Source organism: Sorangium sp. So ce204 (genome assembly GCF_051526795.1).
GTDB lineage: Bacteria > Myxococcota_A > Polyangia > Polyangiales > Polyangiaceae > Sorangium > Sorangium cellulosum_B.
Genome location: NZ_CP150317.1, coordinates 5,781,376 through 5,805,375, shown reverse-complemented (window position 1 = coordinate 5,805,375; position 24,000 = coordinate 5,781,376). Strand labels below are relative to the sequence as shown.

Annotated in this window: 18 protein-coding genes; 10 read left to right on the top strand and 8 right to left on the bottom strand. The window is 72.9% G+C overall.

The genetic code is table 11. The annotated features are described in order from the left end of the window. Positions 1–211: 211 nt before the first annotated feature. From WMF22_RS21585 to WMF22_RS21560, 6 genes are all read left to right on the top strand, one after another. A complete protein-coding gene (locus WMF22_RS21585) occupies positions 212–304 on the top strand; it encodes a hypothetical protein (protein WP_437301588.1) in 93 nt (30 codons plus the stop codon). A 225-nt stretch (positions 305–529) separates the two neighbouring features. Further along, entirely contained in the window at positions 530–883 is a 354-nt protein-coding gene (locus WMF22_RS21580; RefSeq protein WP_437300920.1) for a DUF4398 domain-containing protein, read from the top strand. A gap of 26 nt (positions 884–909) precedes the next feature. Continuing rightward, positions 910–1,377: a DUF4398 domain-containing protein gene (locus tag WMF22_RS21575; RefSeq protein ID WP_438036875.1), complete on the top strand. Its 468-nt coding sequence runs from the start codon at positions 910–912 to the stop codon at positions 1,375–1,377. A gap of 183 nt (positions 1,378–1,560) precedes the next feature. Further along, on the top strand, positions 1,561–2,244 hold the full coding sequence (gene lspA, locus WMF22_RS21570) for a signal peptidase II (RefSeq protein WP_437300918.1): 684 nt from the start codon (positions 1,561–1,563) through the stop codon (positions 2,242–2,244). 255 nt (positions 2,245–2,499) lie between these two features. Then, on the top strand, positions 2,500–3,180 hold the full coding sequence (gene lspA / locus WMF22_RS21565; RefSeq protein ID WP_437300917.1) for a signal peptidase II: 681 nt from the start codon (positions 2,500–2,502) through the stop codon (positions 3,178–3,180). A gap of 2 nt (positions 3,181–3,182) precedes the next feature. Next, entirely contained in the window at positions 3,183–4,121 is a 939-nt protein-coding gene (locus tag WMF22_RS21560; RefSeq protein ID WP_437300916.1) for a prolipoprotein diacylglyceryl transferase, read from the top strand. Positions 4,122–4,351: 230 nt separating this feature from the next. On the opposite strand, the gene tatC is transcribed toward WMF22_RS21560, so the two are convergent. The 3 genes from tatC to rlmN are packed head-to-tail and all read right to left on the bottom strand — an operon-like array spanning position 4,352 to position 7,247. Then, a complete protein-coding gene (gene tatC, locus WMF22_RS21555; RefSeq protein WP_437300915.1) occupies positions 4,352–5,251 on the bottom strand; it encodes a twin-arginine translocase subunit TatC in 900 nt (299 codons plus the stop codon). After that, a complete protein-coding gene (gene tatB / locus WMF22_RS21550; RefSeq protein ID WP_438036874.1) occupies positions 5,248–5,961 on the bottom strand; it encodes a Sec-independent protein translocase protein TatB in 714 nt (237 codons plus the stop codon). Before tatB ends, tatC begins: the two co-directional genes overlap by 4 nt. Positions 5,962–6,005: 44 nt before the next feature. Further along, the gene (gene rlmN / locus WMF22_RS21545; RefSeq protein ID WP_438036873.1) at positions 6,006–7,247 is read right to left on the bottom strand and encodes a 23S rRNA (adenine(2503)-C(2))-methyltransferase RlmN; all 1,242 of its coding nucleotides are present in this window, start codon (positions 7,245–7,247) and stop codon (positions 6,006–6,008) included. 310 nt (positions 7,248–7,557) lie between these two features. Here rlmN and WMF22_RS21540 point away from each other — a divergent pair, with 310 nt between their 5' ends. Further along, a complete protein-coding gene (locus WMF22_RS21540; protein WP_438036872.1) occupies positions 7,558–9,021 on the top strand; it encodes an alkaline phosphatase D family protein in 1,464 nt (487 codons plus the stop codon). Between the two features lie 103 nt (positions 9,022–9,124). Here WMF22_RS21540 and WMF22_RS21535 read toward each other — a convergent pair whose 3' ends face one another. From WMF22_RS21535 to mxcG, 5 genes are all read right to left on the bottom strand, one after another. Continuing rightward, a complete protein-coding gene (locus tag WMF22_RS21535; RefSeq protein WP_438036871.1) occupies positions 9,125–10,558 on the bottom strand; it encodes an OmpA family protein in 1,434 nt (477 codons plus the stop codon). Between the two features lie 245 nt (positions 10,559–10,803). Next, complete coding sequence (locus WMF22_RS21530; protein WP_437300910.1) at positions 10,804–11,739, bottom strand: trypsin-like serine protease; 936 nt, start codon at positions 11,737–11,739, stop codon at positions 10,804–10,806. A gap of 199 nt (positions 11,740–11,938) precedes the next feature. Next, positions 11,939–13,192 (bottom strand): MFS transporter, encoded by a 1,254-nt coding sequence (locus tag WMF22_RS21525; protein ID WP_438036870.1) that lies wholly within the window; start codon positions 13,190–13,192, stop codon positions 11,939–11,941. 10 nt (positions 13,193–13,202) lie between these two features. Then, positions 13,203–14,525, bottom strand: a complete 1,323-nt coding sequence (locus tag WMF22_RS21520) for an aminotransferase class III-fold pyridoxal phosphate-dependent enzyme (RefSeq protein ID WP_437300908.1) — start codon at positions 14,523–14,525, stop codon at positions 13,203–13,205. Positions 14,526–14,570: 45 nt separating this feature from the next. Further along, positions 14,571–19,007: a myxochelin non-ribosomal peptide synthetase MxcG gene (mxcG, locus tag WMF22_RS21515; protein WP_438036869.1), complete on the bottom strand. Its 4,437-nt coding sequence runs from the start codon at positions 19,005–19,007 to the stop codon at positions 14,571–14,573. 602 nt (positions 19,008–19,609) lie between these two features. Here mxcG and WMF22_RS21510 point away from each other — a divergent pair. From WMF22_RS21510 to WMF22_RS21500, 3 genes are all read left to right on the top strand, one after another. Further along, the gene (locus tag WMF22_RS21510; protein ID WP_437300906.1) at positions 19,610–19,810 is read left to right on the top strand and encodes a hypothetical protein; all 201 of its coding nucleotides are present in this window, start codon (positions 19,610–19,612) and stop codon (positions 19,808–19,810) included. A 190-nt stretch (positions 19,811–20,000) separates the two neighbouring features. Continuing rightward, complete coding sequence (mxcH, locus tag WMF22_RS21505) at positions 20,001–22,607, top strand: TonB-dependent siderophore myxochelin receptor MxcH (RefSeq protein ID WP_438036868.1); 2,607 nt, start codon at positions 20,001–20,003, stop codon at positions 22,605–22,607. Between the two features lie 49 nt (positions 22,608–22,656). Further along, a complete protein-coding gene (locus tag WMF22_RS21500; protein WP_438036867.1) occupies positions 22,657–23,958 on the top strand; it encodes a hypothetical protein in 1,302 nt (433 codons plus the stop codon). Positions 23,959–24,000: the final 42 nt, after the last annotated feature.

Here is a 24,000-nt window from a genome sequence, read left to right as displayed (position 1 = left end):
CGCGGCCGGGAACTCGGAGGGCGGCGCGCAGGTGAGGGGAGGACGGCGCGCGGGTGAACGGCCGGCGCCGCAGGCGCGGCGGATCGGCGCGGCAGGCGGGCGTGGCGGGCCGGCGCGGAACGCGGTCGCGGCGGGCTGCCGCGGCAGGCGGGCGTACAGCGGAGAGGGGGCCTCTCCCGTCCTCGAACGAGATCCGGTGTCTGGGGCTCTCCTGTGGTCCAGTCGCCGCAAGCGACGCACACGGCGGCTCCGCCGAATGGCTCGTTTGCGCGCAACGGATGGGAAGCGCGGATACGGCGCGTGAGGCGATGTCTCAGCGTCGTCGTGATTCCTCCTGCACCGACGGACGCAGGGCGGCGCTTCTCGCGTGCGCGCTCAGGCGCCGCCCCGAGGCCGTCGGCCCTGGTGTGCTGGTTGCCTGAGGACGAGCCGATCGACGACGGAGATCCGGAGTCGATGATCTCATCCGCTCTCTCACCCGCCTTCTCCGGGCGACCTCTCGTCCGGGGCTGGCAACGAGGTGTCGCACATGAAAAACGCAGTGTTCTTGACGCTCTTCGGCGCGTCGGTGGCGGGGTGCGCCGCGTACGCTCCGAGCTTCGGCGAGCGGCTCGGCGCGTCGGAGGCGATGATCCGAGCCGCCGAGGAGGTCGGAGCCGACGAGGACCCGCGGGCGGAAGCCCACCTCCGCCTCGCCCGGGAGCAGGTGCAGCGGGCGACGAGGCTGTCGGCCGACGGCGCGCCCGATCGGGCGCGGCGCATGCTCCTGCGCGCGCAGGCGGACGCGGAGCTCGCGCTCGCCCTCATGCGCGAGGCGCAGGCCCAGGCCCGCACGCGCGAGGCGCTCGAGGAGGTCGGATCCATCCAGCGGCAGCTCCGCTAGGGCTCGCGGACAGGAGGCGCGGAATCATGCGAAACAATCACGGGACGGTGGCCATTCTGCTCGTCGGCGGTCTCCTGGGGTGCGCGAGCGCCCCGCTCCCGCCGAAGGAGCTCATCGAGGCGAGGAAGAGCTACGAGCGCGCCCGGGCGAGCGCGGCGGCAGAGCTCGCGCCCGCGGACCTGCGCGGCGCCACCGAGGCGATGGAGCGCGCGGAGCAGGCGTTCGCCGGGGGGAGCGAGCTCGCCGAGGCGAGGGATCTCGCGTACCTCGCGGGGCGCCGGGCGCAGCTGGCCGAGTCGCTGGGGCGCGCGGCGGCCACGGAGCGGCAGCGCGGCGCGGCCCTCCAGGCGTACGGCGAGCTGCACCTCGCGCTGCGAAGGAGGGGGGCGCCGGCGGTCGACCCGGCCGGTCCGACCGATCCTCCCGGACGGGAAAAGGCGCCGGTGCGATCGCGCGCCCCGGAGCGTCCGGTGGTGATCCTGAACGAGCGGTGAACCGGCGCGGCGATCGGCGGAGGAGGCGCGGGCGAGAGCGGAAGACGGAACCGGACGGCGCGAGGGGGAAAGCGGACGAACGGAAGAGCGGAAGAGCGGGAGAGAGGAGGAAGACCGCCGCCGGGCATCACCCCGCTCGAGGCTGTTTGCTCCGTGCCACGCCATCGCGTAGAAGCGAGGACGATGTCCTCGGACGCACCGCAAGCGTCGCCCGTCGCGCACCTCCCCGACGACCTCCCCAGCGAGGAGCGCGCCTCGCTCCGCTTCCTGGCCGTCGTGGCGCTCGTCTCGTGCGCCGCCGACCTGGTGACGAAGGGGTGGGCGCACGCGCGCCTCGCCGGGTTCGACCCGAAGCGGTCGGGCGCGAAGGTCCTCACGATCATCCCGGACCACCTCGATTTCATCTTCGCGCAGAACCCCGGCGGCGCCTGGAGCTTCCTGCGCAGCCTCCCGGACGGCCTGCGGCGGCCGTTCTTCCTGTTCGTCTCCGCCGCGGCGATGGTCTTCATCTTCTCGATCTACCGGCGCGTCCACAGGGACCAGACGGGGATGAAGTGGGGGCTCGCGCTGGCGCTCGGCGGCGCGATGGGCAACCTGGTCGACCGGATCCGCTACGGCTGGGTCATCGACTTCATCGACGTGTACGTGATCCGCGGCGGTCGGGAGTTTCACTGGCCGACGTTCAACGTGGCGGACATCGCGATCGTCGCGGGGGTCATCCTGATGTCCAAGGACATGATCGTCGCGACCCGCAGCGCGAGCGCGCCGTCTCCAGACGCCCGCGGCGCCTCGGAGGGCCCGGCGGGCGGCGACCCCACCCCTCCGCTATCGACGGAAGCGCCTCCGCCTGTGCCGCCGGCCAGCTGAAGGGCGCGAGCGGGCGGCTCGGCCGGAGCAGACGGCGCGGCGCCGGGGCGCGGCGCGGCGCACGCAACTCACGCACGTCAACTGACACGCGCGGGGCGTGAAAGACCCGCGCGGCGGCGCCTGCGGAGGGAAGCCTTTGCCGGAGCGCTCGGTTTGTCGTAGAGGAACGCGCTCCGCATGACTGAAGACGCGACGCCGCGAGACGCTCCCGTTGAGACCGAAGGTGCCCACGCGGAGTCGCATCGCTCCGCGCCCGTGAACGCGCCGGCCGGCGAGCCGCCGGCCTCCGCCGGCGAACGCGACCACGAGGGGCGCGGCTCCTCGCCGGAGGGGGACGCCGACGACGTGGTCGCGCCGGCGAAGCCCGCCTACCGGCCGTCGTACGTGTTCCTGATCGCCGTCGCGGCCGTCACCCTGGCCGCCGATCTCGGCACGAAGTGGTGGGCCAAGGACCGGCTGGAGCCGCAGGCGCTCACGGATCTCACCGCCGCGCCGCGGCCGCTCTCGTTCCGGAAGATCGAGGTGATCAAGGATCACCTGAACATGATCTTCGCGAAGAACCACGGCGGGGCGTGGGGCATCCTGGGCGACGAGAGCGAGGCGATCCGCCGCCCGTTCTTCCTCCTGGTCTCGCTCGCGGCGATCGTCTTCATCGTCTCGCTCTACCGCAAGCTCCACCCCTCCCAGACCGCGCTCAGGTGGGGGCTGCCGCTCGTGCTCGGCGGTGCGCTCGGGAACCTGGTCGACCGCGTCCGTTACGGGTACGTCATCGACTTCATCCAGGTCCGGCTCACCTCGACGTTCGTGTGGCCGACGTTCAACGTGGCCGACATCGCGATCGTCGTGGGCGTCGGGCTGATGGCGATCGACATGTTCTCCCCCCACCGCCCCGAGCTCGCGGGGAAGGCGTCCGGCGCGAAGGCGTCGGCGGGCTGACCATGCGGCCCGAGCTGTTCCGCCTGCTCGACGTCGCGTTCCCCGCCTACTTCCTGCTGCTGCTGACCGGCTTCCTCTTCGCGACGGCCATCGGCGCGCTGTGGGCGCGGCGGATCGGCGAGGACCCGGATGTGATCGTCGACCTGGGGCTCGCCTGCCTGCTCGCGGGCGTCGTCGGCGGCAGGCTCCTCCACGTCGTCGCCGACGGATACTTCTGGGATTACGTGCACCTGTGCACCGATCCGTCGCTCGTCGACTGGAAGGTCGAGCAGGCGCTCTGCGCGTCGCGGTACCACGGCGTGTGGGACGCGGCGAAGGGGGTCTGCCACCCGGTCGAGCGCGATTGCCTGGCGTGGGCAAAGTTCTGGGCCGGCGGCCTGACGTACTACGGCGGCTTCGTCGGCGCGTCGGCGATGGCGTACTGGCTGCTCAAGCGCGATCGGTTCCCGTTCTGGAAGGCGGCGGACATGGCGGGCTTCGCCGTCCCGCTGGGCCTCGGGTTCGGCCGGATGGGCTGCCTGCTCGCCGGCTGCTGCTTCGGCCTGCGCACCGACGGGGCGTTCGGGCTCTCGTTCCCGCCGAACAGCCCCGCGAGCGAGGCGCAGTTCAAGCTGCTCGAGCTCACGAGCCCGCGCCTGCCGTCGCACCCGGTGCACCCGACGCAGATCTACGAGTCGGCGATGTCGTTCGCCATCGCGGCGATCTGCCTGCTCTACGTGCACGGGCGGAAGCGGTACGACGGGCAGGTCTTCGTGGCGTTCCTCGGCCTCTACGCGCTCGGGCGCTTCGTGCTCGAGTTCGCGCGGGCCGACGACCGCGGGGGCCTCGTTGGCCTGTCCACGTCGCAGCTCATCGGGCTCGCGATGGCCGGCGCCGCGGTCGCGATCCACGTGGCGCGAAGCCGGAAGGCAGCGCCCGCGGCCGCCGCGCCCGCCGCCTGATCTGCGCTGTCGCGGAGGACGGCGCGCGGACGACGCCGCGCGGGGGTTCTGCGATGCGCCGCGCCGCCGCGGAAGATGGCGCGCGGACGACGCCGCGCGGGGGTTCTGCGATGCGCCGCGCCGCCGCGGAGGACGGCGCGCGGACGACGCCGCGCGGGGGTTCTGCGATGCGCCGCGCCGCCGCGGAGGACGACGCCGCGCAGGCGGCCCGGCCGGCGCCGCGCCGCCCGTCAGCCCTTGGTGACTTCCTTCTCCTTGCGCGCCTTGTACGCCGCGCGCTGGGCGTCGGTCGGCGGCTTGCCGAAGACGTACGCGAGGCCGATCGAGACCACGTAGAGGAGGCACATCGGCACGGCCATGACGAGCTGGCTCGTGATATCCGGCGGCGTCAGGACGGCGGCGAGGATGAAGGCGCCGAACACGAACCAGCGGCCGAACAGGATGAGCTGGATGTAGTTGATGACGCCGGCGATGGAGAGGAAGAGCACGATGAGCGGGATCTCGAAGATGATCCCGAAGCCGAGCAGGAGCTGGGCGACGAAGTCGAGGTAGTCGCCCATCATCACGGTCGGCGTGATCGTCACCCCGTCGCCGCCGACCGTGCCGGCCAGGCTGAGGAAGTAACCGAACGAGATCGGGAAGGCCGCTCGCCAGCCGAACCAGCCGCCGCCCACGAACAGGATCGTCGAGAACAGGACGAACGGGATGACGTAGCGCTTCTCTTTGGCGTAGAGGCCGGGCGCGACGAACGCCCACAGCTGGTAGAAAATGAACGGCGACGCCATCGCCGCGCCGCCGATCATCGACAGCTTGAAGTAAGCGACGAACGCGGCCGCGGGCGCGCCGAAGTGGAGCGAGGGGTTGCCCGCCAGGCTCTGCTCCCGCCACGCCTGCACGAACGGGACGGTCAGGAAGTGCAAGAGCTGCTCGCGCACCTCCCACCCCACGATGCAGGCCGCGAAGAAGACAAGGATGCTCCGGACGAGCCGCTTTCTCAGCTCGTCGAGGTGCTCCCAGAACGACATCGGCTTGTCTTCGCCCGGATCCTCCGCGGCGTCGCTCGACGCGCCCTCCGCCCCCTCCGCCCCCGGGGAGTCGCTCTTCACCGCCGCCGCCTGCTCCTGGCTCATGACGTCGCTCCGTTTCCGGTCGCCACGCCCTGCATCGCCGCGGCGCTCTCTGCGGCCGCGGTCGCTGTCGCCGCGGTGGTCTCTGTGGTCGTGGGCGCTGCCGGCGCGACGGTCTCTGCGGCCGCGGTCGCTGTCGCCGCGGTGCTCTCTGCGGCCACGGGCGCTGTCGCCGCGGTGGTCTCCGCGGTCGCGGTCGCCGTCGCCGCGGCGGTCTCGACGCCGACCGTGGCGTCCGCCGCCTGCGCGGTCTCCGTGGGGGCCGCGCTTTCCGGCGCGACCGGCTGGCCGGCGGCGCCGTCCGGGGCCGCGTCCAGCGTCACTCCGTAGGCGTCGCAGCCGAGGACGGGGTACTCGCGCTCGCGGGGCGGGTTCACGACGGGCGGCGGCGGCGGCTCGGGATCCGGCGGCCTCACGCGCGGCGTGGACGAGGCGATCGTACCGGCGGTCACGGCGCCGACGACGGGGTTCACCAGCGTCTCGATCACGTTGACCCGCGACAGGGCGCGGAGCTCGCGGAGCTCACGCTCGAGCCCCTCCTGGCGGATCAGATCGTCGATGCCGCTCTGCGTCCGGAGATCCGTGCTCAAGCGGCGGAGCTTGGCGATCCAGCTCCCCGCCGACCGCATCATCGCAGGCAACCGCCGGGGACCGACCACGATGATGCCCACGATGGCGAGCACCATGATTTCGCCGAAGCTGAAGCCGAACACGCGCGCAAGCTAGCGCGCGTGGGAGCAGGGATCCATAGCGACGCTCACGCTGGCCTGGGCGGCGCGCTCGGCCCGACGTCGGCCGCGCCCGCGGTGGCCCCGGCGCGGGGCGGCGCCCGGCGGCCGCCCGGCCGCTGCGCCTCCGCCGAAGGCCGCGCGAGCTGCCCGCACGCCGCGCCGACGTCGCCCCCGCCCGAGTAGCGCACGATCGAGCCGACGCCGGCGGCGGAGAGGACCGCGCGGAAGGCGTCGAGCCGCGCCGAGCGCACGAACGGATCGGCCGCCGCGCCGCGTTCATCGCCGCCGTCCGGCGAGGGCAGGGGATCGCCGGGCGCGCCGATCGCGTTGTAGGGGATGAGGCTGAGCCGGGGAGAGATGCCGTGCTGCGCCGCGAAGCCGCGGGCGAGCGCGGCCAGGCACGCGGCGTCCTCGTCCGTGTCGTTCTGGTCCGCGAGGAGCGTGTACGCCCACATCGGCGCGTGCCCGCTCGCGCGCGCGTGCTCGCCCACGGCCGCGAGCACCTCCTCGAGCGGGTGCGCGCCGTCGATCGGCATGAGCAGGCGCCGCTTGCCGGGGCGCACCGAGCCGAGCGACAGGCCGAGCCGGACCGCGGGGACCTCGGCCGCGAGCCGCCGGATGCCGGACGGGAGCCCCGCCGTGCAGACGGTGATGTTGCGCATGTCGATCGCCTGCGCGCTCGGCTCGGAGAGCACCCGGATCGCCTGGATGACCCGGTCGGCGTTGGCGAGCGGCTCGCCCATGCCCTGGAACAGCACGCCGTGGACGCGCGCGCCGCCGCCCACGGTGGCGTCGAGATCACGGCGGATGAGCCGCACCTGCTCGACGATCTCCCAGGCCTCCAGGTTGCGCGTGAGGCCCATGCGCCCGGTGGCGCAGAAGGCGCACGCGAGCGCGCAGCCGACCTGCGAGCTCACGCACGCCGAGTACCGGCCCGGCCGCTCGAGCGGGATGCGCACCGACTCGACCGTCGCGCCGTCCTCGAGGCGGAAGGCGTATTTCACGAACGGATCCTCGGCGCTCGCGCGCCGCTCGACGAGCGCGAGCGTCCTGATCTCGCCCGCCGAGCGCGCCGCGTCGAGCGCGGCGCGCCGGACGGTCGCGGGCGCGCGGGCGGGCAGCTCGCCGAGGCGGTGCGCCAGGGAGACGATGCGGCGCGCGTCGGTGAGGTCGATGCCGCACGCGCCGGCGAGCTCCTCCGGCAGCACGGCCTGGAGCGCGAGGCGGGGGCGGCGTTCGTCCGGGCTGCTTCGAGGGCTGGGATCCACGGCGGATACCGACTAGCGCGCCAGCGCGGCCCAGTCTACGGCCGCGCGCGCATGTTTCGCGGGATCCGCCGGAGGGGGCGCGGGTTCACGCCGCTCCTTTCGGCAGGGGGATCGCGGTGCCGCCGCACCTGGAGGCGTGAGCGCGAGCGCCGATCTCCTCTGGTCCGACGCCCCGCCCCTCTCGCGAGCGCCTCGAGCGAGCCGAAAAACTTGCGTCCGGCCGCCCGCGACGAAACATAGGGGAGAGTGCCCGCCAGGACCACGGCGCCTCTTCCCTCAGCCTGACGAGCTCTCGCCAGAGAGGCGGACCATGGCGTTCAAAAGCGCAGTCATCGGACACACGACGCAGACAACCAGCAGGATCTTGGCCGTCTTCGAGCGGCCCAAGGGGAGGGCGAGACTGGCATTCGCGGACGACAACGGCGTTCGCACGCTCGATGTGCCGATCAACAGCGCGCCGCCCTTCGGGCTCGCCACGTTCGAGCTGAGCGGGCTGAGCGGCGAGAGGGTTCGTTATGGCATCGTGGAGCACGACGCTGGAGATCCGCTCCCCACACCCGCGGACAACCTGAGCATCAACGGCTCCGCCTTCCGCACCGTCACGAACGGGCCGATTCGAATCGGCCTCGTGAGCTGCAACGACATCGACAACCACGAGTTTCCCAAGGAGCGGCGCGGGGCGATGTGGCGGGCGCTCAAGGCCCTCGTGGACGAAGGCAAGGTGAACCTGCTGGTTCACGCCGGTGACCAGATCTACGGCGACGGCGATCCCACGGGCTGGTCGCCCTCGGAGGGGCGCACCGCCGCGTACCGCAGGCACTACGTGCAGACGTGGTCGCACCCTGACGTGGCGGCGGTCCTCGGGAGCTGCCCGAACGTCATGATGTGGGACGACCACGAGATCTACGATGGCTGGGGGTCGAACAACAACGACGGCTCGCCGCAGGCCGTGGAGCGCTACAGGGCCGCGGAGCAAGCGTTCAAGGAGTTCCAGGTGGCGCTGAGCCCGAGGGACCGCCTGAGCAGCGCGGGGTTCGGCTGGATCGCGAAGCACGGCGACGTCGCCATCCTCGCGGTCGATGGGCGGTCGCAGCGCTCGTGGAGGAACGGGGCGATCCTCGGCAAGCAACAGCTCGACGACCTCGAGCTCAGGCTCAACGAGCTCGCGGCGCTCGATCTCAGGCACCTCTTCGTCGTGGTCGGCACGCCCGTCGTCTACCTGCCGCTCGCGGCCGCGGAGGCGCTCACGAACACGTTCAACATGTCCTCCGTCGATGACATCCGGGACGGCTGGGCTGCCTCCAACAACCAGAACGAATGCAGGCGTTTCCTGATGTCTCTCATGAACTTCGCCGGCTTCAGCCCTCGCACCCAGGTGACGCTCATGGGCGGCGACATCCACGTGGGCACGATGGCGCACATCGACACGGTCCTCGGGTTCGGGCAGCCGCGCTCGCGACCGCGCCTCTATCAGGTGACCGCATCCGGCATCGCGCGCCCTGCCCCCAGGGGGATGGCCCGCATCATCCTCTCGCTGCTGACGAACGGCGGCAGTCAGAACCTGTTCAACGGCGATATCAAGGGGTTCCTCCGGGAGATCGCGGGGTCCGATCACAGGTACTGCGTCACGCATCGCAACTTTGCGATCCTCGATCCGAGCGACGGAGCCGACGACTGGGACAGGAACAACAACCTGGTGGTCCGCTTCCACGTGGAGAGGGACAACGGCGCCATCGGCGTCCTCGAGCAAGTCCTCCCGAGAGTGCACACGTGAGCGTCGACCGGCGATGCGCCGGCCTTTCGCCGGCGCCGGTACCCTGCTTCCGCAGGCCGGCGCCGGTACCTCGCTCCTTCCATGGAGGGGGTGAGTCGTCGCTTCAGAGGCTCAGGACCATGACGTCGATCCGGCGGTTCTGCGCGCGCCCGCCGGCAGTGTCGTTCGACGCCGCCGGTTGCTCGGCGCCCATCCCGGCCACCTCGATGCGATCGGGGGCGATCCGTCGCGCGGTGAGCTCGTTGCGCACCGCCTGGGCTCGCGCCAGCGACAGCGATCGGTTCCCCTCGGCGCCGCCCACGGCGTCGGTGTGCCCTTCGATGCGCACCCGCGCGGAGGGATAGGCGCCGAGGATGACGGCCAGCGCTTCGAGCTTCGGCCGCGAAGCTTCGGTCAACTCCGTGGTCCCGAAGCGGAAGGTCACGCCTTCCATCGAGAAGCGCTTGGGGCCGTCCGCGGCTCCGGCGTCGAGGTACCGCGCGATCTCCGCCTCGGAGCCGTGCTCGTCGACGGAGAGGACCTTGCCGCCCGGGAGCGTCATCACTCCGGCCGTGATCCTGAGCTGCTCGACGATCTCCGGCGCGCCGGGGGGCGCCTCGCCTGGCGCGGCGGCCGTGGGCGCCTCGCCTGGCGCGCTGGGCGGCGCCTCGCCTGGCGCGGCGGCCGTGGGCGCCTCGGCGCGCGGCGCCTCGACCTGCGGCGGCGCGGCGGGCTGGGCGAGATCGTCCCCCGGAGCCGCCGCGACCGGGGCTTCGTGCGTGGGCTCGGCGGCGGTGCGCTCCTGCCTGCGCTCGCGTGCGAACGCCCAGAGACCTCCGAGCACCGCCGCTGCCAGCAAGGTCGGGAGCAGCCACTCTCGCGTCTGACGTTGACGGGCAGGCCCCTCACGCGAGGGAAGCGGGGTTGACGACTCCGTCGTTCGGGACGGGACGGGCGATACCGCATCATGCGGCGGCCGTTCGCGCGACGCCGCAGCGACGAAAGGCGCGCTCGCCGCCATGGAGGGAGCGAGGAATCCAGCGAGGCCCGCCGGGGCGCGTGGATCGTCCTTGAAGGCTTGCTTGTGATGAGAGAGCAGATCGGCGAGCCCTCGCGCGGTCAGCCCTCGCGACCTCACCTCGCGGCCGAGCACGCACGCGGCGATCGGAGCGACCAGGCCGAGCATCGCGGTCGAGCACCGCTGCTCTGCGCCGGAGGAGCGGGAGATGAGATCGATCATCCCGCTCGCGCGGTCGCCGAACAGGCGGGCGATCATCGACTGCCCATGATGCGAGAGCTCCTCGGCCTGCTCGGCGCGGAGGGGCCCCGCCCTCCCGAGCAGACCTTCGTAGTCCCGCTCGGTGATCATCTTGAACAGCTGCGCTGCGCCGCTCTCCGAAGAGGCGACCTGAGCCATTCCGGCGAGCAGCGTCGGCACCGAGCTCTCCGCGGCGCCGCGCACGTTCGTCGGCGATTCATCGCTCAGGCCCAGCCCCTTCGTTGCGGCCGAGATGAGCTCGGGCGTCAAGAAGCCCCTGGTGGTGTCCAGCAACGACATGGTTCCGATCCCTCCGGGAAGTGGTCATCGGCGCGGGCGAGGCAGCGTCATCGCGCACGCGACGCTGCCCGCATGAGCGTCGATCCCGTGTCTGTCTTCCGCTGGCACCGCGCGATGCGAGCGACGTGCCGGCACGCCCGCGCGTCGCGCGCTGTGCCGCGGGTGCACACGGCCTGCTCCTGCCGCGTCCTGCCCCTCGCGCTCGGCGAGGCGGGCCGGCGGCGACGGCGAGCGGCGCGCGGCGATCAGCGTCGTGCGAGCGCGGCCGTGCGGGCCTCGGCCGTCAGCGCGGCGAAGGCGTCCGTGCGCGTATAAACGTGGTTGCCAGCCGCGGTGCACCCCGCGCCTCGCGACGTGATGCCCACGACGTCGCCGCGGTCGGCGTCGATCACCGGACCTCCCGAGTCGCCGGCGCAGGTCGCCCCCTCGATCTCGAACTCGCGCGGACCGAGGACCTTGCCGGTCGCCGGATCGGCGCGGGGCCCGACGGCGGCGACGAGGCGCGGACCGCGCGCGGCGCGGACGCCGAGCCGGTTGGACGCCCCGCCGCCGTACCCGACGGCGACCACGCTGTCGCCCGGATCGATCGCCCCGACCTCGCGCATCCGCAGGGGCGCCACGCCGGTGAGGGGCCGATCGAGCACCAGATAGGCGATGTCCGCGTCGCAGAGGACGCGCTCTTTCCCGTGCAGCGTGGCCACGGCGCGCGCCCGCGCGGCGTCGCGGGAGACATCGATATGGTCCCCGGTGTAAATGGCGATCTCGGAAGGATCGATGTCTCCGCCGACGTGATCGCCGTTGTGCGACCTGCCCGAGCGATCGCAGCGGGGGGCCGCCGTCAGGTTGCGCGAGATGCAGTGACGCGCCGTCAAGACGAGGTTCGGCTCGACGAGCGCGCCGCTGCACAGGCTCACGCGTCGATCGCCGCCTCCGGGATCGCGGTGTGATACGGCCACGGCGACGACGGAGCGCGCGGCGCCGTCGATGAGGGGCTCAGGCGTGCCCTTCGCGAGGGGCGAAACCTCGGTGATCGGCGCGACCGCCGCCGCCGGAGGAACCGCCGCCGCCGGAGGAGGCGAGGCTCCGGCCGGGATGACGGCGACGACGATGCGTGGGACGAGGGCCGCGACGAGGCAGCCAAGGCATCCCGCGAGGCGCGGGACGAGAGGCGGAGACACCATTGATGAGGTCACCGACAAAGAGCATGTGAGGAGCGGCCGTGCAAGCCGACCCTGGAGCATTTCTCCAGCATCCGTCAGAGGGAGAGGTGCCCTTGATGGGTGGTTGTTCCCACCGAGGGGAATCGGAGATGGAAACCAGGTCGGCCAGGTGAGGGGCGCCCGGCTGGAGGCGCGCTCTCTGGACTCCCGCGCTCGTCGACTAGCCCCGGCCCGCCAGCGCGCGCGCGGCGCCGGCGCTGCTCGACGCGCCGAGGGCGAGGTGTCGCTCGATCAGGAAGATCAAGCACGACGACGCGAGCGTGAAGGCGATCGCCAGCGCGGCCACGGCGCCCATGCCGTCGAGGCGCTGGTCGGGGAGCTCGTGCAGCATCCTGGCCGCGAGGAACGCGGCGAGCGCCGACGAGAGGTGATCCACGGCCGACTGGATCGATCCGAAGCGCGCCCGCTCGGAGGGGAGCGGCACCCTCGAGGCGAGCGTGCCGTGGGAGATGTTGCGGATCGCCGTCCCGGTCATGAAGGCGACGAAGACGACGAGCACGGGCAGCCCCGGCACGTACGACTGGAACCCGGCGTAGAGGACGGCCACGAGCGTCGCCGCGCCGACCAGGCTCGTGCGGAACGCGCCGATGCGATCGATCAGCGCGCCCGCGGTGCGCATCACGACGAAGGTGAGCGCGCCGCCCACGAGGTAGAGCAGGCCGAGCCGCTCGCGCGGATAGCCGAGGTTATGCTGCACGTAGGCCGAGATGTTCGGGATGACGAGGAACGACGCCATCGTCATGACCGCCGTCGTCGCGTACGAGAGCAGCACGAGCGGGCGGGCGACGAGCGCGCGGAGCTCGCGCAGGGCGTCCTCCTCGGCGCGCGCCCGCGCCCCGGCGAGGTGGCCGCGCATCGATGGGAGCAGCAGCAGCGCGAGCCCCGCGACGGTGAGCCCGAGCGCCGCGACGGCGAAGAACGGCGCCTGGAAGCCGCCGCGCCGCGCGAGCTCGAGGCCGGCCGGCACCCCGAGCACCGCGGCCAGGGAGTAGGCGCCCATCACGACGCCCATCGCCCTGCCGCGCCGCTCCGGCGGGATCGCGTCCGCGACGATGGAGAACGCGATCGAGGTCGCGGGCCCCCCGAAGGCCCCGGCGAGCACGCGCGCCGCGAGGAGGCTCGGCAGGCCGGTGGCGAGGCCGCCAGCGGCCGTGCCGAGGACAAGGCCGAGCATCGCGATGGCGAGCGCGCTGCGCCGGTCGAAGCGGTCCAGGAAGAACGCGCCGGCGACCCCCGAGACCGCCGCCGCCGCGGTGTAGCTGCCGCCGATCAGGCCGATGTCGGACATCGGGATGCCGAGCGCGACAGCGAAGTCCGGCCCGAGCGGCATGACGATCATGAAGTCGAGCAGGTTGACGAACTGGACCGCGGCGATGAGGAACAGGAGGGTCCGTTCGGAGCGAGCGTTCTGCACGACCGTGGGCTCAGCTCCGGGCCTTCGCGCCCGCGCCGCGCTCGATCACGCCGCGGCTCGCCAGCTCGAGCAGCGCGTCGTGCGCCGCGTCGATCGTGTGATCGATCTGCGCCTCGGTGTGCGCGCCGCAGAGGAAGTTGACGTCGCGCCGCAGCAGGACGCCGCGCCTCGCCATCGCGCCGACGAACGGCTCCATGCGCTTCGTGTGGACGGCCAGATCCTCGGCCATGAGGAAGAAGGGGATCGCGTCGTAGCCCACGATGCGCAGCGGGAAGCCGCCCTGCTCCGCGCGCCGGTTGATGCCCTCGCGGAGCCGCCTCCCGAGCGCGGCGACCTTCGCGACGTAGTCGGTCTCGCGGTACTCGCGCAGCGCCGCCCTGCAGACCTCGAGCGAGAGCATCTCGCCGCCGAACGTCGTCGACACCTGGAGCTCCGAGAGCCGGCTCATCACCTGGCGCGGCCCGGCGATCGCCGACAGCGGCATGCCCGCGGCGATGCCCTTCGAGAGGCACACGAAATCAGCCTCGATCTGGTAGTACTCCTGCGCGCCGCCGCGCGCGAGCCGGAAGCCGGTGACGACCTCGTCGAGGACGAACAGCACGCCGTGGGCGCGGCACGCCTCGCGCACCTTGCGCAGGTAGTCCGCCGAGACGCACCGCTTGTAGGGCAGCGAGAGCAGCACGAGCGCGAGCTCCGGGCCCTTGCTCGCGATGAGATCGAGCAGCGGCTGCTCGTCGGCCTCGGCCATGAGCGGCATGCGGTGGGTGTACTCGCGCAGCACCGCCGGGACGCCGGGGGTGTCGAACATGAAGTGGTCGTGCCAGCCGTTGTAGCCGATGGTGACGACCTTCTCCTTGCCGGTCACGTGGCGGGCGAGCCGGATGGCCGCGGACGTCGCGTCCGCGCCGGTCTTGAAGAAGCGGGCCATCTCGGCGCCCGGGGTCAGCGCGACGAGGTCCTGCGTGGCGGTGACCTCGACCTCCGTCGGCAGCGAGTGAAGGATGCCCCTGTCGAGCCGCCGCCGGATGGCGTCGACGACCGCAGGGTGGTTGTGCCCCAGCGTGTTCGCCCCGAGGCCGCAGATGTAGTCGATGTACTGGTTGCCATCGACGTCGCGCACCAGCGCGCCCTCGCCGCCCTCGAGGTACACGGGGAACGAGCCGAGCGCGAACATCTCCGGCCGCTTCATGAGCGACTGCGTGACGCCGGGGATGAGCCGGCGCGCCTCGGCGAGCAGCGCGTTCGAGCGGTCGAGCCGGAGCCCCTCCGCGGCGCCTTGCGGCGCGCCGGTCCCTTGCTTCCTGTCCCGTGGGTCGATCATCTGTGTGGTCATCGTGGTCGTTCTCTCTGGCTGGAGGTTCTCGTCCGTGAGCCGGTGTCATGCGGGGCGCGGCGCTCGCCGCGCCGCGCGCGAAGGGGGCGGCAGGAGGCCTTCCTCGACGCAGCGATCGAGGTAGCGATAGAAGAGCGCGCGATCGATCGGCGGGCACGTGATGCCGGTGCCGGCCAGGCCGCGCTCCAGGTTGTCGCAGCGCACGCGCCCGATGCCGAAGGTCGCCTCTCCGTCGGCAGGGGCCGACTGCAGATCGAAGAACGCGAGCGTGGCGCTGTCCGCGGCGTCGGCGCCGTCCTTCAGCCGCGCGCGCCACGCCGCGACAGGGCGCCGCTCGACCGGGTAGCCGTAGTCGCGCGCCCAGTCGAAGAGCTCCGTCAGCCGGACCTCGGGCGCAGGGGCGACGTTGACCACGGCGCCCGTGTCCTGCGCGGTGAGCGTGGTGAGCGAGAGATGCACGATCGCGCGCCCGACGTAGTCGACGGGCGTCCACACCTCCCTCACGTCGAGATCGGGCAGGACGCCGGCGGGGATGCCGGCCCTCAGCAGCCGGAAGACCAGATCCTGCTCGTTGACGACGCCGGTGTCGGGCGCGCCGACGACGCGGCCCAGGCGGTACACGGCGACCGGCAGCCCGCGCTCCGCGGCCTGCTGCACGAGGCGCTCGGCCGCCCACTTGCTCTGCTGGTAGCCGTCGCGCAGGCCGGGGTGCGGCGGCACGAACGCCTCCGCGACCTCGGGGCTCGCCGCGATGCCCGGGGCCACGGCGAGCGTCGACACGTGGTGCAGCGGCTTGGGGCGCGCCGCCGCGGCCAGGCGGAGCGCCTCGCGCGTGCCGATCACGTTGGCGGCGCGCAGGCTGCGGTAGTCGCGCACGAGGCTCACCACCGCGGCGTTGTGGTAGATGGCGTCGCACTCCGCGGCGAGCTGGCCGAACCGCGCGGCGCTCAGGCCGAGGCGGGGCTGCGTCAGGTCGGCGGGCACGGCGAGCACCCGCGCGTCGATGCCGTCCACCGGCAGGCGCTGCTTCGAGAGCGCCTGCCGGATCCGCTCCGCTGCGTGCGCCTCGCTCGTGGCGCGCACCAGGCAGACAACGGTCGCGTCGGTCTGCGCCAGGAGCTCGTGGAGCAGGTGCGCGCCGACGAAGCCGCTCGCGCCGGTGAGCACGACCTGCCGCGGGCGACCGCCGCCGCCGGACCAGGCGAGCGATCGGGGGACGACGTCCTCGGGGAGCTCGGCGTCGGCCAGCATGGCGCCGGGGGTCTCGCCGCTCGTCCGCGCCGCCGCCGCCGCCGCCGCCGCGCCCTGCGCCTCGTCGAGGGCGCGCGCGAGCGCCGCGACGGTCGGGTGGCGGAAGACCATCGCGACGGGGATCTCCCGCCCGAGATCGACGCTGAGCCGGTTGGCGACCTGGATCGTCTGCAGCGACTGGCCGCCGCGCTCGAAGAAATCGTCGTGCGCCGACAGGCCGCTCACGCCGAGCACCTGCTCCCAGACCTGCAGCAGCTGCCGCTCGAGCGCCGTCGCGGCGGCCGGCGGCTCCGCCGCGGCGGTGATCGGCGCCTCCCGCAGCGCCTTGCGGTCGATCTTGCCGGAGCTCGTCCTCGGCAGCCGATCGGTGAGCACGAAGGCCGAGGGGATGGCGGCCGCGGGGAGCAGCGAGCGCGCGTGCCGGCGGAGCTCGGCCGGCGACGGGGCGGGGTCCCCGGCGACGAGGAACGCGGACAGGCGCTTGCCGCCGCCGGCCGAGGCGTGCCCGATGACGGCCGCCTCCCGCACGGAAGGGTGGCGCAGGAGCGCGGCCTCGATCTCGAGCGGATCGACGCGATGACCGCTGATCTTGAGCTCGTCGTCGACGCGCCCGATGAAGACCAGCTGCCCGTCGGCCCGCTGGAGGACCAGGTCCCCGGTGCGGTACGCGCGCGGGCGGCCCTCCAGCTGGTCGAGCACGACGAAGCGCGCGGCGTCGAGGTCCGGCCGCCCGAGGTACCCCCTCGCCAGCCCGGGCCCGATGAGGTGGAGCTCGCCCACGGCGCCCCGCGGGACCAGCCGGCCGCGCGCGTGCGTGTGTGTGTCGACGATGGCTGCGCGGACCCCGGGCAGCGGCGTGCCGATCGGCGCCTCGTCTCCAGCCTCGTCCGGAGCGTCGCCGCCGCTCAGCGTGGCGGCCGAGGCGACGACGGTCGCCTCGGTGGGGCCGTAGGTGTTGAGCAGCCGCGCGCGCCGGCCGACGGCGCGGCGGAAGCGCTCGACGCGCTCGGGCAGCGCCGCCTCGCCGCCGATGATGACGGTGCGGACGCCCTCGGGGAGCGACGCCGCGCCGGTCGAGAGGCCGTAGGCGAGCTCGTGCCAGAACGCGGTCGGCAGATCCAGGACGGTGATCCGGTGCCTCTCGCAGGCGTCGAGCAGCCGCGGCACGGATTGCAGCATCTCGTCCGTGCGCAGCACCAGGGCGGCGCCCGCGCACAGGGTCAGGAAGATCTCCTCGACGCTGGCGTCGAAGTGCAGCGGCGCGAACTGCAGCACCCGGTCGTCGCGGCGCAGATCGTAGCGGTGGGTCGCGGCCGCCACGAAATGGGCCAGCGCGCCGCGCTCGATCATGACGCCGTTCGGGCGGCCGGTGGAGCCGGACGTGTAGATGACGTACGCCAGGTGCTCCTCCGCGCCCTGGACGGGCGCCCGCGCCGGCGCCGGCGCGCCGTGCATCGCCTCGTCCAGGAGCACGAGGCGCGCCGCGCGATCGCTCCCCACCTTCGCGGCGTGCTGCGACGTCGTGACGACGATCGCCGGCCTGGCGTCGTCGAGGATCGCCGCGGTCCTCGGCTGCGGCCCGTCCGGATCGAGGGGGAGGTAGCCTGCGCCGGCGTAGAGCGCGCCGAGGATCGCGGTGACGGCGCCGACGCTGCGCGGAAGGAGCACCGCGACCAGCGTGTCCGGCCCGGCGCCGAGCGCGGCGAGCCGGGCGGCGAGCCGCCGGGCGGCGAGGTCGAGCTCGCCGTAGGTCACGCGCTCGAGGCCGTGGTGGACGGCGGTCGCGTCCGGCTGCTCGCGCGCGCGCAGGGCGATCTGCTCGACGACGGGTCGCGCCGGCGCGGGCAGCGGGCCCCCGTCGAGCAGCGCGCCGGGCTGCCCGGCCGCCTGCGCGCCGGGCGCGCGCGCCGCGGCCCGGGGGAGGTCGATCTCGGCGCGATCGAGGGCCTGCTCGGGGGCGGCGGCGACCTCCTCCAGGAACGCGAGGAAGCGTCGCTGGTGCGCCGAGAGATCCTCGTCGCCGTAGCAGGCCGGGTTGGCGTCGAGGTCGAGCCGCGGCCCGCGCCCGTCCGACCTCGCGTAGACGCCGAACGACAGATCCTCGACCGGGCCGGCGGAGATGTTGTGCGCGACGCCGCGATGCCCCGCGAAGCGCAGGTCGTAATCGAACGGCATGATGTTGACCACCGGGCCGAACAGCCGGCGGCCGCCGCCGATCAGCTTGAGATCCCGGCGGAGCTGCTCGTAGCGGTAACGCAGGTGCGGCCGGATGGCCGCGAGCTCGGCCGCGACCTGCCGGGCGACATCGACGAGGCTCGCGCCCTCCGCGACCGGCACCCGGAGCGGGACGATGTTCATGACCATGCCCGGGATGCGCAGCGACACCGAGCCGAGGCGCCCCATCACGGGCAGCCCCAGGACGATCTCGGGCGCGCCGGTGAGCCGGTGCACGTACGCGGCGGTCGCGGCGACAACGACGTCGGGCCAGGTCGCCTTCGCCTTTCGCGCCACGTCCTTCAGCCGGTCGACGGTCGACGGCGCGAGCGACGCCGTCCGGCGCAGGCAGGCGCGCGACGCGGGCGCCGGCTCGTCGCCGAGGCTCACCGGCTCGGGCCGGTCGGCGAAGCGCTGCGTCCAGAAGGCGCGATCGCGCTCCAGATCGGGGGAGGCGCGGTAGGCCAGATCCTCGTCGACGACCCGGCGCAGCGACCCGAAGGCGCCGCCTTCGCTCGATCGGCCCTCGACGCGCGCTGTGTAGATCTCGGCCACCCGCCGCGCGATCAGCGAGAAGCCGTAGCCGTCCAGCGCGATGTGGTGCGCGCGCTGGTACCAGAAGATCCGATCGGGCCCCGCCGTGAACAGCGCCTCCGTGAAGAGGGGCCCGCGCGCGAGATCCACCGGGCTCGCGAGATCCTCGCGCATCCACGCCTCGGCCGCGGCGAACGCGTCCGGCGCCGCGCTGACGTCGACGCGGTGTACAGGGAAGTCAGGGGACGGGTCGAGGCGCTGGCGCGGCCCGTCCGCCTCGCTCGTGAAGCGCACGTGAAGCGTCTCTGCCTCCGAGGCGGCCTGGCGTATCGCGGCCTCGAGGGTCGCGAGATCGACGGACCCGCAGATCTCGACGCACTCGCCCGCGTTGTACACAGGGCTCGCGGGGTCGAGCTGCTGGCCTAGCCAGATACCGTGCTGCGCGGCCGACAGCGGCCAGCGCGCGTCCTGAGGAGCGACCATGACGACAACCCTCCTGGTTCAACCGGCGCTCGACGGGACAGCCGCCAGAGGCACGCTCGCGGCAGGCGATCCGCGTCCCGCGACGACGGCACAAAGGCGGCCGTGACGCCCGCGCCTGCGCCGCTCGAACGAAAGCGGAACCCGCCGGCGCACGGGGCCCGACCCCCGAGAGCAAGCAGGGCAGGGGCGCCGGACGTCGTCCCGACAGCGGACCCAGCTCGATGACGCCGCGATGGGCGGGGCCACCCCGGCGTCGGCGATTGAATGAAAGTGAAAACTACTTTCAAGTTCGTTTATGGTGAGGTAGGGTGGGCATTGTCAAGTGAATTCGTTGGGACCCCCGCCGCGGGCCACCGTCGCGTGGTGGCCTGTCCGCGCCAGCGAGGCATGGCGCCGGCGACCCGGGCGAGCGCGCAGATCGCGCCGGTTTCGGCCGCGATCTCGCGTTGCTCGGACCTGCGGACGTCGCGACGCCTCGTGGACGCCGTGGACGCTCTCCGACCGCTTTCGCTTGACAACGCTGTTGGTAGCATGGCAGGTTCCGGAGTGAAAGTGAAAGTGACTTTCATTATTGAAAGTGGGGTTCCACGATGGACAACCTGATGTCGAAGGCGACTGCTCCGCTCGACAGCCGGTGTGATCACTGCGGCGTTGCTGGACGTGCCGAGCCCAACTCCGTGCGTTGCGGCTGCGGCAGCCTCCTCGCCCGGTATGTGCCCGGCGGCGTCGAGCTGAAGTGCCGGCGGTGCAAGCGCGTCGTCATCGTCCCGGTCCCGGCGGCGGCGGAGGACGTGAGCGGTTGAATCTCCCAGCGCGCTGACATGAGAGCTCGCGGCGGCGGCCCCTGGCCAGCGCGGTCTGCGCCATCCGGAGAGGCCTGAAGAGCCGGCGAGCGAGACGCCACGACAACCAGCTTGCGCAGAGCCGGCCAGAGCGCCGCATCGTCACGCTCCGGTGAGCATGCCCGGTGATCTCATGATTCGATTGCAGCCCTTGCGTTTCGCCGCCCTGGCCGGGACTCTTGTCCTCGCCCCCTGCGGTGCCCTGTTGGCCTTCGCCGCGGACGCGCGGGCGAGCGAAGAGGCACCCGGGGCCGAGGCAGCGCCGGCGGCGCGCGCCCCGGGCGATGGCGTCGCGCTCGCGGTGCGCCCGCCCGAGCTCACGGGCGCGGTCGAGGCGGCGTATCCCCAGGCGGCGCGCGAGGCGGGGTTGGAGGGGAGCGTCGTGCTGCGGCTGACGATCGACGCGGAAGGGCGTGTCACCAGCGCAGAGGTCGCCGAGCCCGCGGGCCACGGGTTCGACGAGGCCGCGCGGCAAGCGGCGCTGCGCTTCCGCTTCACGCCGGCCCGGCGAGGCGACCGGAGCGTCGCGTCGCGCATCCTCTACCGCCACGACTTCCGGCTGCCTGCGCCGCCCCCCGCGGCCGGGCCGGTCACAGGCGCCGCCGGTGCCGCGCCCGTCACAGGCGAGGCCGGTGCCGCGCCCGTCACAGGCGAGGCCGGTGCCGCGCACGTTACAGGCGAGGCCGGCGCCGCGCCGGTCGCTGCCGCCGCAGGGCCAGCGCTGCCCGCGATCGAGGTGAGCGTGCGGGGGGCCTCCGAGGCCGAGCGGCTCCGGACCTCCGCGCAGGCGGTCCAGGTGATCGAGACCGTCGAGGCCAGGCGGCAGGCCGCGGATCTCGGCCAGGTGCTGGCGCGCGCCGAGGGCGTGAGCGTGCGCCGCCTCGGCGGGCTCGGCTCCGACGCGCGCTTCTCGCTCAACGGCCTCACCGACGACCGGATCCGCTTCTTCCTCGACGGCGTGCCGCTCGACCTCGCCGGGCACTCCTTCGGGATCGCCAACGTGCCGGTCAACCTCGTCGAGCGCGCCGAGATCTACCGCGGCGTCGTCCCGCTGCGCTTCGGCACGGACGCGCTCGGCGGCGCGGTGAACCTGGTGACCGATCAAGACACGCGCGGCACGGCCGCGTCGGCGTCCTACCAGGTCGGCTCCTTCGGCACGTACCGGATGACCCTCGGCGCGCGCCACGCGCACGCGCCGAGCGGCCTCTTCGCCCGCGCGAGCGGGTTCGTCGATCGCGCGCGGAACGACACCCCGATCGACGTCATGGCGTACGACGAGCGCGGGCGCCTCTCGCCCGCGCGCGCCCGGCGGTTCCACGACGGCTACGTCGCGGCCGGCGGCGCGGCCGAGCTCGGGGTCGCGCGGCGGCCGTGGGCCGACCGCCTGCTCCTCCGCGCCTTCTTCACCTCGCACGACAAGGAGGTGCAGCACGGCCTGCTCGTCGACATGCTCGACGGCAGGGTCAAGTCGCCGCCCTTCGGAGAGGCCACCTTCGGCAGGCAGACCGGCGGCGCGCTGCTGCGGTATGCGCAGCCGTTCTTCGGGAGGGCGCGGCTCGACGCCCTCGCGGGGTACTCGTACGCGCGCACGACCTTCCTCAACGTGGCCACGTGCACCTATGACTGGTCGGGTGGCTGCGTGGAGCGCCCGTATCGGGGGGAGATCGGGGACGACGCGAACGACCAGCAAGTCCACCAGCACACCACCTTCGCTCGCGTCAACCTGGCCTGGCACCCCGCGACCGAGCACCTCCTGCGCTTCGGGCTCTCGCCGAGCCACGTGACGCGCACAGGGAGGAACCTTGTCGTGGCCGAGCCCGAGAAGGACCCGCTGACCGCGGAGCGGGCGCTGTGGAGCGGCGTGGCAGGCGTCGAGTACGAGGCCAGGCCGCTCGAGGGCCGGCTCGCGAACATCGCCTTCGCCAAGCTCTACCTGCAGTCGATCCGCGCCCGGGAGCACCTGCCGAGCGGCCGGATCGGCGACGTCGATCGAGCGACCCACCGGGCGGGGGCAGGGGACAGCCTGCGCTTCCGCTTCACCGACGCCCTCTATGCCAAGGCCTCGTACGAGTTCGCCACCCGCCTGCCGACGCCGGAGGAGCTGTTCGGCGACGGAGGGCTCATCGTCAGGAACGTCCACCTGGAGCCGGAGGTGAGCCACAACGTCAACCTCGGCGTGACCCTGGAGCGCGCGGAGAGCGGCGCGGGGCAGCTCCGGTTCAGCGCCAACGGCTTCGGGCGCTTCACCGAGGATCTGATCACGCTGCGAAGGCACCTGGGCTACTCGGAGTACGGAAACACGCTGTCGGCGCGATCCGTCGGTATCGAGTCGACCGCCGGGTGGACCTCTCCGGGCGACTGGCTGTCGGTCGACGGTCACGTCACATGGCAGGACTTCCGGGACGGCTCGACCGGCGTTCGCATCCAGAACCAGCCGTACCTCTTCGGCGGGGTCGCCGCGCGCGCGCAGTGGCCGGAGATCGCGGCGCGGCGCGATGTCCTGTCGCTGACCTGGAACGCCGATTATGTACACGCCTTCTTCGTCGGCCCGGAAGGCCGCGGCGCGGCCGACTCCAAGGCGGAGATCCCGTCGCAGCTCGTGCACACGCTCGCGCTCACGTACCTGGTCGAGCGCGGCGGATGGACGGTGAGCTCGACCGTCGAGGTGCAGAACCTCACCGACGAGAAGGCCTTCAGCTTCTACGGCGTCCAGCGCCCCGGGCGAGCGGCGTACGCCAAGCTCGCCTTGAGCCTGTGAGCCGATGTTCGTGCGACAGCGGTTGAAACCCGACACAAGGAGATCCTTCATGTTATTTCGTGCGCGCTACGCGAATGCCCTCCTCTTGACCCTGCTCCTCCCGTGCTTCGTCGCCTGCGGCGACGACACGAGCGATGGCACGAGCAGCGGCGCGACGAGCGGCGGCACCGGCGGCGCGGGGGGCGCGGGGGGCGCCGGCGGAGCCACCAGCGGCACGGGGGGGACGCCCGACGCGGGGCCGGCGTACGCCCTCACGGTCCAGGTGTTCGGGCCGGACGGCGGCGACACCCAGAGCTACGTCGTCGTGACGGACGACATCGACTCGGATGAGGCGCTGTCGCTGGACGACGCCATCGAGGTGCAGGGGCGCGCCCTCGGCGTCGGGCTGGACGGCGGAGGCGCTGTGTTCGTGGCGAGCGACGCCGCGGCGACCGTGACCCGCTACGACCTGCGGGCAGACGGCAGCCTCGAGGAAGGGGACACCGTGAGCTTCCAGGGCAAGGGCCTCGCGAAGCTCGGCGAGTACGGCACCCAGTTCCACTTCGTCTCGGAGACCAAGGCGTACTTCTTCGATGGTCCCACGGCCCAGGTGGTCGTCTGGAACCCTCAGGAAATGACGGTCACCGGCGACATCCCGCTCGAGGAGCTCGTGATCCCGGACGCCACCCTCACGTACTCCTCGTCGTCGCCGCTGGTCCAGGGCGACGACGTGATCACCTTCGGCGGCTTTCGGATCGGCTCGGAGGTCCCGAGCGTGGCCGCGGTCGTGGTCGTGGACAGCGCGACGGACGAGGCGACCGTCGTCACCGACGAACGCTGCGGTTACGTGCGCGATGGGGTCGAGGGGCCCGACGGCATGATCTACGTGGCCACCGAGGCGTACGGCGCGGCGGTGCACCGGCTCAACCCCGACAACGCAGCCGCCCCCTGCATGCTGCGCTTCGACCCCGAAACGAGGCAGTTCGACCCCGAGTTCCACGTCGAGCTGAGCACGCTGTTCGACGGCGACGCCGCCGGCTCGCTCTTCGGGGGTCCGGACGGCAAGGCGTTCCTGCGGGTGCTCGACGAGAGCCTCTTCGCGATCGCGGACGACACCCACCCGCGCGTGCTGGCGAGCGCCGCGGCGTGGCGGTGGGCCAGCGTGACGCTCGGCGATACGCCGACCGCCACGGTGCTCGACGCGGCGCCCGGCGGCGGCAGCGTCCTGAGCGTCGCGCTCGGCGACCGCACCTTCCTGCTGGAGTTCGAGGGACAGGAGTCGACGACGCTCCGCGAGATCGGCGAGGACGGGCCCGGCGAGGCGGGCGTGAGCGCGCCTGGGCTCACCTTCTCCGTCGCGAAGATCCGATGACGCTCGCGCCCGATCACGGAGGAGCGATGAGGGACGACGCCG

Coding starts and splice junctions, on each gene's coding strand:
- WMF22_RS21580 (WP_437300920.1), top strand. CDS start 530: ATGAAAAACGCAGTGTTCTTGACGCTCTTCGGCGCGTCGGTGGCGGGG.
- WMF22_RS21575 (WP_438036875.1), top strand. CDS start 910: ATGCGAAACAATCACGGGACGGTGGCCATTCTGCTCGTCGGCGGTCTC.
- lspA (WP_437300918.1), top strand. CDS start 1,561: ATGTCCTCGGACGCACCGCAAGCGTCGCCCGTCGCGCACCTCCCCGAC.
- WMF22_RS21560 (WP_437300916.1), top strand. CDS start 3,183: ATGCGGCCCGAGCTGTTCCGCCTGCTCGACGTCGCGTTCCCCGCCTAC.
- tatC (WP_437300915.1), bottom strand. CDS start 5,251: ATGAGCCAGGAGCAGGCGGCGGCGGTGAAGAGCGACTCCCCGGGGGCG.
- WMF22_RS21540 (WP_438036872.1), top strand. CDS start 7,558: ATGGCGTTCAAAAGCGCAGTCATCGGACACACGACGCAGACAACCAGC.
- WMF22_RS21535 (WP_438036871.1), bottom strand. CDS start 10,558: ATGTCGTTGCTGGACACCACCAGGGGCTTCTTGACGCCCGAGCTCATC.
- WMF22_RS21530 (WP_437300910.1), bottom strand. CDS start 11,739: ATGGTGTCTCCGCCTCTCGTCCCGCGCCTCGCGGGATGCCTTGGCTGC.
- WMF22_RS21520 (WP_437300908.1), bottom strand. CDS start 14,525: ATGACCACACAGATGATCGACCCACGGGACAGGAAGCAAGGGACCGGC.
- mxcG (WP_438036869.1), bottom strand. CDS start 19,007: ATGGTCGCTCCTCAGGACGCGCGCTGGCCGCTGTCGGCCGCGCAGCAC.
- WMF22_RS21510 (WP_437300906.1), top strand. CDS start 19,610: ATGTCGAAGGCGACTGCTCCGCTCGACAGCCGGTGTGATCACTGCGGC.
- WMF22_RS21500 (WP_438036867.1), top strand. CDS start 22,657: ATGTTATTTCGTGCGCGCTACGCGAATGCCCTCCTCTTGACCCTGCTC.